This window comes from Lelliottia jeotgali (assembly GCF_977070485.1).
Genome location: NZ_CDRVFO010000027.1, coordinates 18,330 through 33,158 on the forward strand (window position 1 = coordinate 18,330; position 14,829 = coordinate 33,158).

Genomic DNA, 14,829 nt, shown 5'->3' on the forward strand with positions numbered 1-14,829 from the left:
GTGTACTTCCTCGATTAAACCAGTACGCCGGACTGGCGCAAGGCAGTACGGACTTTTTCGTGACAACCTTCGCTCAGCCAGGTCAGTGGCAGGCGAATGCCTTTTTGCATCAGGCCCATTTCGACGAGCGCGTATTTCACCGGAATCGGGTTGGCTTCGCAGAACAGGTCTTTGTGCAGCGGCATGAGTTTTTCGTTGATTGCGCGGGCCTTCTCGGCGTTGCCCTCAAGGGCGGCCTCGCACAGGTCAGCCATTTCGCGCGGGGCGACGTTGGCGGTGACCGAAATGTTGCCTTTGCCACCCAGCAGGATCAGCTCGACGGCAGTCGGATCGTCGCCGGACATGACGATGAAGTCCTTGCTGACGCCATCGAGGATGGCCTTGGCACGGGCCAGGTCGCCGGTGGCTTCCTTGATGCCGATGATGTTGGGCACGGTCGACAGGCGGATCACGGTCTCGGCCTGCATGTCGCAGGAGGTGCGGCCGGGTACGTTGTAGAGGATCTGCGGGATGTCGACGGCTTCGGCGATGTGCTTGAAGTGCAGGTACAGGCCTTCCTGGGTCGGCTTGTTGTAGTACGGCACCACCAGCAGACAGGCGTCGGCGCCGGCGTCCTTGGCGTTCTGGGTCAGGTGCACGGCCTCGGACGTGGAGTTGGCACCGGTGCCGGCGATGACCGGAATGCGGCCAGCGACCCGTTTGACCACAAATTCGATGACCTCGATGTGTTCTTCGACGCTCAGGGTGGCCGACTCGCCGGTGGTGCCGACGGCGACGATCGCGTGGGTGCCGTTTTCCAGGTGGAAGTCTACAAGTTTGCCGAGGCTGCCCCAATCAAGACGCCCTTGTGCATCCATGGGTGTGACCAATGCCACCATACTGCCCGCAATCATGTAACTGCTCCTGCCGGAAAAAGAGAGCGGTAATGGTACTGGGGGCATCGGCCTTGCACAAGCGAAGCAGGCGGGTGGAGCATTCCCCTCGGCGCCTTATTTCGCTACCCTTGATCCTTTGATCGGTGCAGCGCGGCCCGCCGGGCCGTCGACCTTGCTCCCCGGCCAGCGTCCACGTCCTCGCATGCGAGCCCCGGGCCCTGCCGACAGGAGGCTTTCGCCCGTCCTGTGCCGACCGCTCATCGCTTTAGGAATGCTGCATGTCCACCCCCACCGTCCGCGAACAATTCCTTGTCATCAGTGCCCTGGGCCCCAACCCCATGGAGCTGGCCAACGTCCTCAGCCGCGCTGCCTTCGAGAACCGCTGCGCGGTCGTCACCTCGCGCCTGAGCCGCCATGGCGAGACCAGCGCCCTGGTATTGCAGGTCGGTGGCAGCTGGGACGCCCTGGCGCGCCTGGAGTCCACCCTCCCCGGCCTGGGCAAGAAGCACGGCCTGACCCTCGATGTGGTACGCAGCGCCGACCAGGAAGTGCGCCCGCAGGCCCTGCCTTATGTGGCCTATGTCAGTGCGGCCTACCGCCCGGACATCATCAACGAGCTGTGCCAGTTCTTCCTCGACCACCGTGTCGAGCTCGAAGCCATGACCTGCGACACCTACCTGGCGCCGCAGACCGGCAGCAGCATGCTCAACGCCCAGTTCACCGTGATCCTGCCGGCCGGCACCCAGATCAGCTGGCTGCGCGACCAGTTCCTCGACTTTGCCGACGCCCTCAACCTGGACGCGCTGATCGAGCCTTGGCGCCCACAGAACCCCGTTTAAGGAATGCATCCATGGCAGTAGCACTCGACCAACCCGTCGCCGACTTCCAGGCCCAGGCCACCGGCGGCCAGACCGTCAGCCTGGCCGAGCTCAAGGGCCGTCAGGTAGTGGTGTACTTCTACCCCAAGGACAGCACCCCAGGCTGCACCACCGAAGGCCAGGGCTTCCGCGACCAGCACGCAGCGTTCGAAGCGGCCAACACCGTGGTGTTCGGTGTATCGCGAGACGGCATCAAGTCGCATGAGAACTTCAAGGCCAAGCAGGCCTTCCCGTTCGAGCTGATCAGCGACAAGGACGAGGCCCTGTGCCAGCTGTTCGACGTGATCAAGCTGAAGAAGCTGTATGGCAAGGAGTACATGGGCGTGGACCGCAGCACCTTCCTGATCGACAAGGACGGCGTGCTGCGCCAGGAATGGCGTGGCGTGAAGGTGCCAGGCCATGTGGATGCCGTACTCGCGGCGGCCCAGGCGCTGAACAAGGCTTGAGATTGACTGGGGCTGCTGCGCAGCCCTTTCGCGGCACAAGGCCGCTCCTACAGGGGATTTGCGTTCGTCTGTAGGAGCGGCCTTGTGTCGCGAAAGGGCCGCAAAGCGGCCCCATGCATCACAACATCGGCGCCACAGCAGGTTCCTGCCGCGGCCAGGCATCGAGCACCGCCTTGATCAGCGTCGCCAGCGGGATTGCGAAGAAGATCCCCCAAAAGCCCCACAACCCGCCAAACAGCAACACCGCGCAGATGATCGCCACCGGGTGCAGGCTTACCGCCTCTGAGAACAGCAGCGGCACCAGCACGTTGCCATCGAGCGCCTGAATGATGGCGTACACCGTCATCAGGTAGATGAACTGATCACCCCAGCCCCACTGGAACAGCGCGATCAGCGTCACCGGCACCGTGACCACCACCGCCCCTACGTACGGCACCACCACCGACAGGCCTACCAGCAGCGCCAGCAGCGCGGCGTAATTGAGCCCCAGGCTGATGAATGCGATGTAGGTGGCAATCCCGCAGATCAGGATCTCGATGCCCTTGCCGCGGATGTAGTTGGCGATCTGCCGGTTCATCTCTGTGCCTACCCGGTTCAGCAAGGTCCGCTGGCGCGGCAGGTAGCCACTGACCCAACGGCCGATCTGCTCACGGTCCTTGAGAAAGAAGAACACCAGAATCGGCACCAGCACCAGATAGATCATGGCACTCACCAGCAGCGGCAGGCTCGACAGCGAGAAGGACAGTGCCCATTGGCCGAACTTGCCGATCTCGCCGCGCACCGACTCGATGGCATGCAGCACCTGCTCATCAGACACCAGGTGCGGGTAGCGCTCGGGCAGCAGCAAAAGCAGCGACTGCCACTTACCAAGCATGCCCGGTAACTCGTTGAACAAGGTGATCAACTGGTGCCACAGCAACGGCACCAGCACCAGCAGGAACACCGCCAGCGCGCCCATGAACAGGGCGAACACCACCATCACCGCCAACCGCGTCGGCACCCGAAGGCGCTCCAGGGCATTGACCAGCCCCTGCATCAAAAAAGCCAGCACCATGCCCGCCAGCACCGGCGCGAGCATGCCGCCCAGGGTAAGGACCGCGGTAAAGGCCAGAAACAGCAGGACCGCCAGCACCACAGCCTCCTCATCGGAGAAGTAGCGCTCTATCCAGTCGCGAAGCACTTTGAACATTGACGATCCTTGATTGGGGCTCAGGCCTTGCGCAGCCAGTAGGTATAGGTGCCGGCCTCGGCCATTTCATGCAGCAGCGTATGACCGGCCAGCTGGGCAAAAGTGCGGAAGTCGCGCTGTGAGCCTGCGTCGGTCGCAATCACCTTCAGCACCGCGCCACTGGCCAGACGGTTGAGCTCCATCTTCGCCTTGAGCAGAGGCAGGGGGCAGTTCAGCCCGCTGGCGTCGAGTTCGGCGTCGCAGGTCGGGATGCTAGTCATCAGGGGGTCTCCAAACGTGGGGCAGACGTCTTTGGTAACAGGCTGGCTAGCATACCGCCACTGGTCGCCAACGTGTGAGCGGGCTACAGTAGGGGCTTTGACCCGACGCGAGCTTCGTGCATGAATCTACTGCGCCCTACCCTGTTGACGCTGGCCTGCCTGATGGCCCTACCCGGCCATGCTAGCGACCTGCCTTCACTGGGCGACGCCAGTTCCGCGATCGTCTCGCCACAGCAGGAGCACCAGCTCGGGCGCGCCTGGCTCAGCCTGCTACGCGGCCAGGTCAACCAGCTGAACGACCCGCAGCTCAAGGACTACGTCGAAACCACCGTGTACCGCCTGGCCGAAACCAGCCAGCTGCAGGACCGGCGCCTGGAATTCATCCTAATCGACAGCCGTGAGCTGAACGCCTTCGCCGCCCCCGGTGGCATCGTCGGGGTCAACGGTGGTCTGTTCCTCAACGCCCAGACCGAGGGCGAATACGCCTCGGTACTGGCCCACGAACTGGCGCACTTGTCGCAGCGCCACTTCGCCCGTGGCGTCGAGGCCCAGCAACGCATGCAACTGCCAATGATGGCGGCACTGCTGGCCGGTATCGTACTGGCGGCAGGGGGCGCCGGCGATGCCGGCATCGGCATGATTGCCGGCACCCAGGCGGCGGCGATCCAGGAGCAGCGGCGCTTCTCGCGGCAGAACGAGCAGGAAGCCGACCGCGTCGGTATCCAGAACCTGGAAAAGGCCGGTTACGACCCGCGCAACATGCCGACCATGTTCGAGCGCCTGGCGCGTCAATACCGCTACGACGCCAAACCACCAGAATTCCTGCTGACTCACCCGGTGACCGAATCGCGTATCGCCGACACCCGCAACCGGGCCGAACAGGCCCCCCCAGGCGGCGTCGAGGACAGCCAGCGTTATCAGTTGATCCGCGCCCGCGTTGCCCTGATCTACGAAGGCACGCCGGGCCTGGCGGCCAAGCGCTTCCGTGCGCAGCTGGACGAAGACCCCAAGCTGGACGCCGCCCGCTATGGTCTTGCCTTGGCGCAGATCAAAGGCGGCCAGCTCAACGAAGCGCGTGAGAACCTGAAGCCGTTGCTGGCCAAGGCGCCCAACGACATCACCTACAACCTGGCGCAGATCGACCTGGACATCACCAACAACCGCTTGGCCGATGCGCAGCAGCGGGCGGAGCGCATGCAAGGTTTGTATCCGGGCAACTACCCGCTCAAGCAGGTGCGTGCCGACCTGCTGATCAAGCAGAACAAGCCCGCCGAGGCCGAAAAGGTACTGAACGACCTGCTCAAGAGCCGCCCGGATGATCCGGATGTGTGGTACGACATGGCCGAAGTGCGTGGTTTGTCGGGCAACACCATAGGCCTGCACCGGGCACGGGCAGAGTACTTTACCCTGGTGGGTGACTTCGACCAGGCGATCCAGCAGCTGGATTACGCCAAGCGCCGTGCCGGTAGCAACTTCCCGCTGGCGTCACAGATCGACCAGCGCCAGCGCGAGATCATGGAGCAGCGGCGCATGGTGCAGGAGATGATGGGGCGGTAAGAGGGCTGCTTTGCAGCCCAATCGCCGGCAAGCCGGCTCTCACAGGTTCTGCAGCGCCGCAGATATTGTGGGAGCCGGCTTGCCGGCGATTGGCCCTCAGGCGTTACCCGACAGCTTGAGCCGAGCAGCCTGGGTGAAGTCCAGCATGCGGTTCAAAGGCTTGATCGCCTTCGGCACCAGCGCCGGATCAACGAAAATCTCGTTGCTGCCTTTGCGCAAGCAATCCAGCACCCGCTCCAGGGTGTTCATGGCCATCCACGGGCAGTGCGCGCAGCTGCGGCAGGCCGCGCCGTTACCGGCGGTGGGGGCTTCGACGAATTCCTTGTCCGGGCACAGCTGCTGCATCTTGTAGAAGATGCCGCGGTCTGTGGCGACGATGAAGGTTTTGTTGGGCAGTGTCTGCGCGGCCTTGATCAGCTGGCTGGTGGAACCCACCGCATCGGCCAGGTCGATCACTGCCTCCGGCGACTCCGGGTGCACCAGAATTGCCGCATCCGGATACAGCGCTTTCATGTCCGCCAACTGGCGCGCCTTGAACTCTTCGTGGACGATGCAGGCACCGTCCCACAGCAGCATGTCGGCACCGGTCTGCTTCTGGATGTAACGGCCCAAGTGCTGGTCCGGCCCCCAGATGATGGTCTCGCCGTTGTCCATCAGGCTTTCGACAATCTCCAGCGCGCAGCTCGAGGTCACGACCCAGTCGGCCCGCGCTTTGACGGCGGCAGAGGTATTGGCATACACCACCACGGTGCGCTCGGGGTGCTGATCGCAGAACGCCGAGAACTCTTCGACCGGGCAACCCAGGTCGAGCGAGCAGGTAGCCTCCAGGGTCGGCATTAGCACGCGTTTTTCCGGGGTGAGGATCTTCGCGGTCTCGCCCATGAAGCGCACACCGGCGACGATCACCGTCTGGGCAGGATGGTTCTTGCCGAAACGGGCCATTTCCAGCGAGTCGGACACGCAACCGCCGGTCTCTTCGGCAAGCGCCTGGATAACCGGGTCACAGTAGTAATGGGCAACCAGCACGGCATTCTGCGCCTTGAGCTCGGCAGCAATGGCCGCACGGTATTCGGCCTCCTGCTCGGCTGTCAGCGGGTTGGGCTGCTTGGCGTCGAGGTGGGCCTGAACCAACAGGCGTTCGGATATCTGGGTCATGATCGCTGGACCTGCAGGCGCGCGTGCGCGTCAAATCGAGTGTATCACCCGGCCCTGACAGATCGGCTAAGGGCGCCGGACGGCAGGCAAGCCGCCACGGCCCTCTGCGGGCGCGGATTATTATCGGACGCCGAAGGCTACAGACAATCAAGGGATTTCTAAAGCGGTTTTTGTGTGGCCAGTACTGGCCTCATCGCCGGCAAGACAGTTGCTCCCACAGGTGTGCACAGGCCATGAGGCTGTAGTCATCCTGCAGGAGCCGGCTTGCCGGCGATGAGGCCGGTGCAGGCTCAATCAATCAGCCCTGCGGCTGCATCGCCGCAAAGTGCGCCGCGAGGATCATGGCGAACTCTTCAACGGTCATCTTCTTGCCATTGAAGTCGACCATGCCATCGACGTAGTGCAGGCTAGCCACCACGTCATTGCCCTGCACGGTGGCCATGCCACTCTGCAGCGCCATCATCCCGACCATCTCACCCGCCTGACTGGATTGCATGGCAATCGCCTGGGCATCGGTCTGCCCTTCGAGCAACGCCTGCAAGGTCGCCAGGTCACCCATCATCGGTTTGGACAGCGACAGCTTGCTCTTCACCTGAGTGATAAGCTGCTTGCTCAACTGGTCAGGCGGCAGGTCGAAGGAGGTGGGGCTGGCGAAGTCCATCGACAGGTTGAACCGGCTCTCGCCGTTGGCCGTCTTGAACGAAAGGTTCTCCACCGCCACCTGCGGCTTGGATGCCAACAGTTGCTTCAGGTCGCCCTGGAACTTGGCCTTCTCCGCTTCATCCATCTGAATTTGGGGCATCGGCTGGCCAGCAGCAGCGGCCTGCTCGAACTCCGGCAGATGGGCCTGGTACCACTGCGACAGCGACTGCAAGGCCGGGGCGTTGAGCGACTTGATACTGACCGCCATCTGCCCGCTACCGACTGCGCGGCCATCCCAGCTGATGTCCGCGACCTTGTAATCCACGCGACCACCGACGGTATCGGGGCCATCGAGGGTTTGCAGGACATGCTGCTCCAGGCCTTTGAGCAGCAGTACCTGCTGCTTGGGCCCCAGTGTCGCCTTGGCTTCGGCCAGCAGCACATCGACGTTACCGACATAGATCGCGTCATGCTGGGTAGCGGCCAGGTTACCGCCGATTTTCAGGTCCTTGAGCTCGAACGTGGCCGGCGGGTGATCATCCCCGACCAACTTCATTTCGAAGCGATCGGCAGCGCCATGGAATTTCGACGCCTTGCCTTCACTGTCGCCACTGATCTGCAGCTGCATACCCGAAAAATCGAGGGTAGTGCCGTTGTCTTCGGCCAGCTTGACCGGCGCCAGGAGGATGCTGCCATCGACACTGCCGTCAAAGCCCAGGCTGGTTTGCGAGCTGACCGGGACCTTGTCGCCGGCGGCGGCGAACCAGGGCGCGGTGAAGTCGTCCTTGTCCAGCGCACTGTTGCTGGCTGCCAGCACCGGCATCAGCTTGAGGGCCTTGACCCGCGACCAAGGGAACGGCCGTGCTCGATCTGATCGGTTACACCCACATCGAAACTGACCGGCTCACCGTCAGACAGGTGAATGTCACGGACCTTGAGGCGATAGCGTGCGGTACTGGTGAAGAAGTGCTGCTCCAGCGAGGCCACTTCGATGGTCATGCTGCCGCCAACCCCGACAAGGGCCTTCTTCAACTGGGCATTGCCCTGATTGACGGCTTGCTCCAGCTGCGCAGGCAACTGCTTGCCGGTGTACCAGGCGCCAGCGGTGGTTACGACGGCAATGGCGATGGCCAGGCCGGAAAGGATGCCTACTGATTTCTTCATGAATAGAACCGATTGATGTCCATATGGGCGTGTTCGCAGCCAAGAGCTGCGGGGGAGCAGAATAGTATCACTCCCACCCCTCGCCCAAGGGTCGACACGCGGACGAAATGAGCAATCGAGACCCACCTGACGCTAGCTTGGGAAACTTCCTATTCGTTAAATTTTACGAACATCTGAATCGATCATAACCGCAAAAAAGCGCGCAAAAACCGAACATTACGGCAGATAAATCGATAAATATTTCAATTTAGTAACATCTTGTCATGTTTAACTTGACACCAACCTACCCATCGTTTTTTATTTTCATCACCTTGCCCAGCGCCACTCCACGAAGAAGAACAGACGCGCCGTCATGATGCCTCACCGCCCCTGCCCGCACGCGCCACCTTCCTAGCCCCAGGCACTGCCAGCTCGACCCCGGCGCATCGCCTGCGCCTACCTATGCTCCAACAATAAAGGTGAACAACATGGAGCCTACCCGCTCGCCATTGCCGCATGCGCAATACAACCCGCCCGCCGTTCACGCCCAGCTGCAGGAGCCACGCCAGCATGCAGCCTGACCACAGCGCCACCGGCAACGGCCAACTCCGCAAAACCCTGCGCCTCTGGCACGTGATCATCATCGGCCTGGCTTACCTGACGCCGATGACCGTGTTCGACACTTTCGGCATCGTCTCGGGGATTACCGCAGGGCATGTGCCCAGCGCCTACATCCTGGCGCTGACCGGCATCCTGTTCACTGCCGTGAGCTACGGCACCCTGGTGCGCCGCTTCCCGCAATCAGGGTCGGCCTACACCTACACACAGCGCGCCATCAACCCGCATGTGGGCTTTCTGGTCGGCTGGTCGTCGCTGCTCGACTACCTGCTGCTGCCGATGGTCAATGCCTTGTTGGCCAAGCTCTACCTGTCGGCCATGTTCCCCGAAGTGCCGGAGTGGATCTGGGTAGCGGGCTTCGTCACCCTGATCAGCCTGATCAACATGCGCAGCGTCAACCTGGTGGCGCACTTCAACCTGCTGTTCGTGGCCGTGCAGGTGGCGATCATCGCCGTGTTCATCTACCTGTGCGTGCGTGGCCTGGACCAGGGTGAAGGCTTGGGTACCGCGTGGAGCCTGCTGCCGTTCGCCGACAGCCAGACCCAGTTCAGCGCCCTGGCGGCCGGTGCGACCATCCTGTGCTTCTCGTTCCTGGGCTTCGACGCCGTGACGTGCCTGTCCGAGGAAACCCGCGACCCGGCCAAGACCATCCCGCGGGCGATCTTCCTGACCGCACTGATCGGCGGCCTGGTGTTCATTACCGTGTCGTACTTCATCCAGGCCTACTTCCCGACCATGGCACGCTTCCATGACCAGGAAGCGGCCCTACCGGAAATTGCCCTGTACGTGGGTGGCAAGCTGTTCCAGTCGATCTTCATCGCATGCACGGTGATCAACACCATCGCTTCGGGCCTGGCTTCGCAGACCAGCGTCTCGCGCCTGTTGTACGTGATGGGGCGAGACAAGGTGATCCCTGCCGGCATCTTTGCTCGCCTGCACCCACGCTACAAAACACCGGTGCTGAACATCGCAGTGGTCGGGCTGATTTCGCTGTCGGCGATCTTCTTCGACCTGGTTACCGCCACCTCGATCATTAACTTCGGGGCACTGGTGGCGTTCAGCTTCGTCAACCTGTCGGTGATCAACCACTGCTATCTGCGTGAAGGCAATCGCCAAGGGCTGGCGAACAAGCTCATGTACCTGGTACTGCCGACCATCGGTTTCTGCATCATCGTGTCGCTGTGGCTAGACCTTAACGAACACTCGCTGATGTTCGGCGGGATATGGGCGCTACTTGGCCTGGTGTATCTGGCCTGGCTGACCAAGGCCTTCACTGCCGCCCCCCCGAACTACGTTGTCGAATGACACTTGCCATCTGCACCGCCCGCGCCTGAACGCGGGCGTTGTCCTTGCTCGAAAAGGAAAGCCCTCATGCCGCTGCGTCGCCTTTCTATCCAGTGGAAGATCACCTTGCTCGCCGGCCTGTGCCTGCTGGCCATCGTCGCGCTACTGGTGGCCACCTCGCTGACCCAGGCAAAGCGCAGTGCAGCCTTGGTCAGCCAGGCCAACAGTGAAATGCTCGACCACAGCGCACGCCTGCGCTTGCAGGCCCAAGGCGAGACCCAGACCCTGCGCATTCAGCGCTATTTCATGGACGCCTACCAGTACGCCAACGGCTTTGCCCGCCTGGTTCAGGTGCTCAAAGCCCACGGCGCTAGCGACTTGCGCGCCGAATTGACTCGCCAGGCTCGCACCAGCCTGGCTGGCAACCCGGACGTGATAGGGCTTTATGTGGTGTTCCAGCCCAACGCCCTGGACCACCAGGACAGCCAGTTCGTTGCCCAGGAGGCGCTCGGCAGCAACGACAGCGGGCGCTTTTCGCTGTACTGGTCGCAGCCCAGCCCAGGCAACCTTGAGCGGGAGGCCATGCCTGAAGCGATGCTGGCCGACAGCACGGTTGGCGCCAACGGAGGGGCACAGAACCGCTGGCTGACCTGCCCTCAGGAAACGGCCAAGGCCTGCGTGATCGAGCCCTACCTCGACGAGGTGAATGGCCGCCAGGTACTGATGACGAGCATCGCCCTCCCCCTGCTGGAAGCCGGCAAGGTGGTAGGCGTAGTTGGCCTGGACATCGGCCTGGACAACCTGCAGCAGTTGAGTCTGGAAGGCCGCCAGGAGCTGTTCGATGGCCAGGGCCAGGTGAGCATCGTCAGCAATACCGGCGTGCTGGCCGGGCACAGCCGCGACGCCAGTAAGCTGGGCACTTTCCTGAACAACGACGTGGCGCAGGGCCTGCTGCGCGTCGGTCGCCCGTTCGCCCCGATCCCCGGCGCCGCCCCCTGGCAGGTGCTGCTGGAACTGCCCGAAGCTGTGCTTCAAGCACCCGCCGTCGCTCTCAATCAAAGGCTGAGCGAACACAACCAAAGCGCTAATCTGACCAGCCTGCTGATCGGCCTGGGTGCCGCGATCGTCGGCCTGCTGTTGGTTTGGCTGACCGCACGCGGTGTGACACGACCAATCCTGGCCGTAGCAGCACGCCTCGAGGATATCGCAAGCGGTGAGGGCGACCTGACCCGGCGCCTGGACTACGCCCGCCAGGACGAACTGGGCCAGTTGAGCGGCTGGTTCAACCGCTTCCTCGACAAGCTGCAACCGGTGATTGCCCAGGTCAAAGGCTCGCTGCTCGAAGCCCGCGGCACCGCCGATCAGTCCGCAGCCATCGCCAGCCAGACCAGCAGCGGCATGCAGCAGCAACAGCGCGAGATCGAGCAAGTGGCCACCGCCGCCAACGAGATGAGCGCAACTGCCCAGGATGTCGCCCACAACGCGGCACAAGCAGCCCAGGCCGCGCGCGGCGCCGACCAAGCGAGCCGCGAAGGCCTGCAACTGATCGCCAGCACCCGCCAGGCGATTGACACCCTGGCAGCCGGGATGGATGCCGCCATGGTCGAGGCGCGCGCACTGGAGCAGCGCAGCGAGCAGATCGGCTCGGTACTGGAGGTGATCCGCGCCATTGCCGAGCAGACCAACCTATTGGCCCTCAACGCCGCCATCGAAGCGGCCCGCGCTGGCGAGGCCGGGCGGGGTTTTGCCGTGGTGGCTGACGAGGTACGCAGCCTGGCGCAGCGCACCCAGGTGTCGGTGGAAGAAATCCGCCAGGTCATCGAGGGCCTGCAGCAAGGCACCCAGGATGTGGTCGGCGCCATGCATGATGGGCAGAAACAGGCGCAGGCCAGCGCCTCCCGGATGGAACAGGCACTGCCGACGCTGCAGCGGATCGGTGAAGCGGTGGCGGTGATCAGCGACATGAACCTGCAGATCGCTTCGGCCGCTGAAGAACAGAGCGCTGTGGCCGAGGAAGTTAACCGAAACGTGGCCGGGATCCGCGATGTGACTGAATCGCTATCGGGCCAGGCTGATGAGTCAGCGCGCATCAGCCAAGCGCTGAACCGCCTGGCCAATCAGCAGCAGGCTTTGATGGAGCAGTTTCGCGTTTAGTCTGTACGGGCCCCATCACCGGCTTGCCGGCGATTGGGCCCGTACAGGCACCCCACCTTTTGAACGAGTTTTACCCATGGAAACACCCAAAAAATCCCACTTCTTCGATATCAACAGCGAACAGGGCCTACTACGCACCTCGATAGCCGTCACCCTGTTCATCGCCACCATAGGCATTGCCTTCGGCCTGGCGTCCGGCTCGTTCTCGATCATTTTCGACGGTGTGTACTCGCTGGCCGACGCCGGCATGAGCGGCCTGTCGCTGGTAGTGGTCAAGCTGATCACTTCGCACGCCACCAGCCGGCACGTGTCACGCAAGCTACGCGAACGCTTCACTATGGGCTTCTGGCACCTGGAGCCGATGGTACTGGCGCTAAATGGCATCCTGCTCAGCGGTGTGGCGCTCTACGCCCTGATCAACGCCGTCAGCAGCCTGCTCGAAGGCGGACGCCACCTGGAGTTCGGCATCGCCATGGTTTATGCGGCGCTGACCGTGATCGCCTGCGCGACCATAGCCGCAGTCGAAGCGCGGGCCAACCGCGAGCTGAACTCGGATTTCGTGCGCATGGACGTCAAGGGTTGGGTGATGTCGGCCAGCATCACCGCAGCGTTGCTCATCGCCTTCTGCTTTGGCTTTGCCGTGCAGGGCACGCAGTGGGAGTGGGTATCGCCGTACATCGACCCGGCGGTACTGGCGCTGGTGTGCCTGGTCATCATTCCCTTGCCGCTGTCGGTTGTGCGCCAGGCCATGGCGGATATCTTTCTGGTGACACCTGGCGACCTGATGCTGCACGTAGATGAGGTGGCCGGTGCGTTCGTGGCACGCCACGGACTGGAATCCTATCGGGCTTACGTGGCCAAGGTCGGCCGCTCTCGGGAAATCGAGCTGTATTTCATCGTGCCCAAGCACCTTCCAGCCAAAAGCATTGAAGAGTGGGATGCGCTGCGCTGTGAAGTAGGCGATGCGATTGGCGGTGAGGGACCGGATCGCTGGTTGACGGTAGTATTTACCGCAGACCCTGAGTGGGCTGAATAAGGAGGGGCAAGAGCAACTGGATACCAGTGGGTATGAGCTGAACAGTCGGCCGCCCAGCGTTTGCAGAACAACCGCCTTGAGCTGATCTGCAAGGTCAGGGCAGTGCCTTCCTCGGCATTATCCCTACCATTAGTCGGATATTTCTGAGGGTTCCAACGCAACGGCTAGCCTCCAGCCTAGCGTCAGGGATAACGCTGAACATTAGGTCCATGAAGGGCCCGTACGCCTCGTCGTCCCGACGCTTTATCTGCTGAGGAGACGATAATGAAAATAACCCTGAAACGGTTGGCGTGCCTGGGAGCAAGCTTCACCAGCGCGCTTGCCATGGCCGATGCGGCCAGCCCGCCAGTGCTTTCACCTGCGATTCCCTTCGACGTCACCGCTACCCCACCCTTCACCCTGGATAACCTGCAACACGATTTCGACGTGCTGTCGTGGCAGACATTCGTTGCCCTGAACTGGCCCGCCAACGCCGACGGCAGCGCCAACACCTCGGCGAAGATGGGCGCGCCGGGGCAGACGGTTTGGGAGTCGTGGAAGGAGAGCTACGAGATTTTCCTGCCCCAAGGCCAGAAGCCGGTCGCCTGGAACCAGAAGGCGCCGCTACCCGCCGCCTGCCAAGGCAAGGGTGACCTGCCCGTCCTGCAACAGATGGGCAAGGTCGCCGGTGTGCTCGACGAATTCATTCAGCCGTTCAAGACCGGCCCACTGGTGGACCAGAACGGCACCTACACGCGCAACGCGATCATGGTCAACCAGCCGATGTTCGATGACATCGTCAACAATGGCCTGTACAGCAAGGAGGGCCAGCAAGCATTCCTGAGCAAGGCCGAGAACCGCATCGCATTCGCCTGCGGGTCGCAGAAGGCCGAGCAGGTCGGCGCGATCATGGTCAAGTCGGCCTGGAAGGTACTCGGCGGCAACGACAACCCGCAGGACTTCCACGCCGTCGACGCCTTGGTCTACACCCCCGGCAACGCCGACCCGAACAAGGGCGCGGTGATCCCCGAGTCGTGCAGCGCGCAGAAGGTCGGGCTGGTCGGCCTGCACATCGTGCACAAGACCCAGGCCGCGCCGCAGTGGGTATGGTCGAGCTTCGAGCACGTGCGCAACGTGCCGGAAAAGACCACACCGATGAACGAGCGCAAGGGCCCCTACCTGTTCTACGACGCCCAAGCCAGCGACCGCCCGGTGAACGAGCCGCCAGCGCAGCCGTGGGACCCATCGAAGAAAGCCACGCCTTCGCAGATCGTGCGGGAAATCCCGCTCACCACCGCGACACACCAGCTCAACGCGCAGTGGCAAAGCGCGCTCAAGGGCACTGTGTGGGCCAACTACCAGTTGATCAGCACCCAGTGGCCGACCGACCCCGCCGATGACTGCAAAGTACCGTCGCCAACCAATCCGCTGGGCACGCCTGCGCCGAACTTCCTGGCCAACGCCACGCTGAAACCTACAACCAGGGCACTACGCCGCAGGCTTCGTCCAGTTGCATGGAGTGCCACAACAACGCGACCACCCGCGTGACCCAGTCACCGCGCACCAGCTTCGCCGATTTCACCTTCCTGCTTGAACGTGCCCAATCCACTGGC

11 protein-coding genes and 1 pseudogene are annotated in these 14,829 nt (G+C 62.7%); 7 read left to right on the top strand and 5 right to left on the bottom strand.

Annotated features, from left to right (window positions below):
- Nucleotides 1–14 precede the first annotated feature (14 nt).
- A complete protein-coding gene (dapA, locus tag ACW4TB_RS26310) occupies nt 15–893 on the bottom strand; it encodes a 4-hydroxy-tetrahydrodipicolinate synthase (protein WP_012315797.1) in 879 nt (292 codons plus the stop codon).
- Between the two features lie 260 nt (nt 894–1,153).
- Here dapA and ACW4TB_RS26315 point away from each other — a divergent pair, with 260 nt between their 5' ends.
- Nucleotides 1,154–1,714, top strand: coding sequence for a glycine cleavage system protein R (locus ACW4TB_RS26315; RefSeq protein WP_008097509.1), 561 nt, complete (start codon nt 1,154–1,156; stop codon nt 1,712–1,714).
- Between the two features lie 11 nt (nt 1,715–1,725).
- Nucleotides 1,726–2,199: a peroxiredoxin gene (locus ACW4TB_RS26320; protein WP_012315799.1), complete on the top strand. Its 474-nt coding sequence runs from the start codon at nt 1,726–1,728 to the stop codon at nt 2,197–2,199.
- A gap of 118 nt (nt 2,200–2,317) precedes the next feature.
- Here the strand turns inward: ACW4TB_RS26320 and ACW4TB_RS26325 are convergent, their stop codons facing one another.
- On the bottom strand, nt 2,318–3,388 hold the full coding sequence (locus tag ACW4TB_RS26325; protein WP_279930941.1) for an AI-2E family transporter: 1,071 nt from the start codon (nt 3,386–3,388) through the stop codon (nt 2,318–2,320).
- Nucleotides 3,389–3,408: 20 nt separating this feature from the next.
- Nucleotides 3,409–3,648, bottom strand: coding sequence for a sulfurtransferase TusA family protein (locus ACW4TB_RS26330; protein ID WP_279930942.1), 240 nt, complete (start codon nt 3,646–3,648; stop codon nt 3,409–3,411).
- Nucleotides 3,649–3,768: 120 nt separating this feature from the next.
- Here ACW4TB_RS26330 and ACW4TB_RS26335 point away from each other — a divergent pair, with 120 nt between their 5' ends.
- On the top strand, nt 3,769–5,205 hold the full coding sequence (locus tag ACW4TB_RS26335) for a M48 family metalloprotease (protein ID WP_279930944.1): 1,437 nt from the start codon (nt 3,769–3,771) through the stop codon (nt 5,203–5,205).
- Nucleotides 5,206–5,301: 96 nt separating this feature from the next.
- On the opposite strand, the gene nadA is transcribed toward ACW4TB_RS26335, so the two are convergent.
- Both nadA and ACW4TB_RS26345 read right to left on the bottom strand, forming a co-directional pair.
- The gene (nadA, locus tag ACW4TB_RS26340) at nt 5,302–6,360 is read right to left on the bottom strand and encodes a quinolinate synthase NadA (protein ID WP_115274068.1); all 1,059 of its coding nucleotides are present in this window, start codon (nt 6,358–6,360) and stop codon (nt 5,302–5,304) included.
- Between the two features lie 298 nt (nt 6,361–6,658).
- Nucleotides 6,659–8,166, bottom strand: a pseudogene (locus ACW4TB_RS26345) (YdgA family protein).
- Between the two features lie 549 nt (nt 8,167–8,715).
- On the opposite strand from ACW4TB_RS26345, the gene ACW4TB_RS26350 reads away from it, so the two are divergent.
- From ACW4TB_RS26350 to ACW4TB_RS26365, 4 genes are all read left to right on the top strand, one after another.
- The gene (locus tag ACW4TB_RS26350) at nt 8,716–10,068 is read left to right on the top strand and encodes an APC family permease (protein ID WP_279930948.1); all 1,353 of its coding nucleotides are present in this window, start codon (nt 8,716–8,718) and stop codon (nt 10,066–10,068) included.
- 66 nt (nt 10,069–10,134) lie between these two features.
- Complete coding sequence (locus tag ACW4TB_RS26355; protein ID WP_279930950.1) at nt 10,135–12,201, top strand: methyl-accepting chemotaxis protein; 2,067 nt, start codon at nt 10,135–10,137, stop codon at nt 12,199–12,201.
- A 76-nt stretch (nt 12,202–12,277) separates the two neighbouring features.
- Nucleotides 12,278–13,237, top strand: coding sequence for a cation diffusion facilitator family transporter (locus ACW4TB_RS26360; RefSeq protein WP_012315807.1), 960 nt, complete (start codon nt 12,278–12,280; stop codon nt 13,235–13,237).
- 264 nt (nt 13,238–13,501) lie between these two features.
- Nucleotides 13,502–14,764 carry a hypothetical protein gene (locus ACW4TB_RS26365; RefSeq protein ID WP_455843115.1) on the top strand — a complete coding sequence of 421 codons (1,263 nt, stop codon included), beginning with the start codon at nt 13,502–13,504 and terminating at the stop codon, nt 14,762–14,764.
- Nucleotides 14,765–14,829 lie beyond the last annotated feature (65 nt).

Excerpts from the sequence above, each read along its gene's own strand:
- ACW4TB_RS26315 (WP_008097509.1), top strand. The coding sequence starts at position 1,154 with ATGTCCACCCCCACCGTCCGCGAACAATTCCTTGTCATCAGTGCCCTG.
- ACW4TB_RS26355 (WP_279930950.1), top strand. The coding sequence starts at position 10,135 with ATGCCGCTGCGTCGCCTTTCTATCCAGTGGAAGATCACCTTGCTCGCC.
- ACW4TB_RS26325 (WP_279930941.1), bottom strand. The coding sequence starts at position 3,388 with ATGTTCAAAGTGCTTCGCGACTGGATAGAGCGCTACTTCTCCGATGAG.
- nadA (WP_115274068.1), bottom strand. The coding sequence starts at position 6,360 with ATGACCCAGATATCCGAACGCCTGTTGGTTCAGGCCCACCTCGACGCC.
- ACW4TB_RS26360 (WP_012315807.1), top strand. The coding sequence starts at position 12,278 with ATGGAAACACCCAAAAAATCCCACTTCTTCGATATCAACAGCGAACAG.
- dapA (WP_012315797.1), bottom strand. The coding sequence starts at position 893 with ATGATTGCGGGCAGTATGGTGGCATTGGTCACACCCATGGATGCACAA.
- ACW4TB_RS26335 (WP_279930944.1), top strand. The coding sequence starts at position 3,769 with ATGAATCTACTGCGCCCTACCCTGTTGACGCTGGCCTGCCTGATGGCC.
- ACW4TB_RS26350 (WP_279930948.1), top strand. The coding sequence starts at position 8,716 with ATGCAGCCTGACCACAGCGCCACCGGCAACGGCCAACTCCGCAAAACC.
- ACW4TB_RS26330 (WP_279930942.1), bottom strand. The coding sequence starts at position 3,648 with ATGACTAGCATCCCGACCTGCGACGCCGAACTCGACGCCAGCGGGCTG.
- ACW4TB_RS26365 (WP_455843115.1), top strand. The coding sequence starts at position 13,502 with ATGAAAATAACCCTGAAACGGTTGGCGTGCCTGGGAGCAAGCTTCACC.
- ACW4TB_RS26320 (WP_012315799.1), top strand. The coding sequence starts at position 1,726 with ATGGCAGTAGCACTCGACCAACCCGTCGCCGACTTCCAGGCCCAGGCC.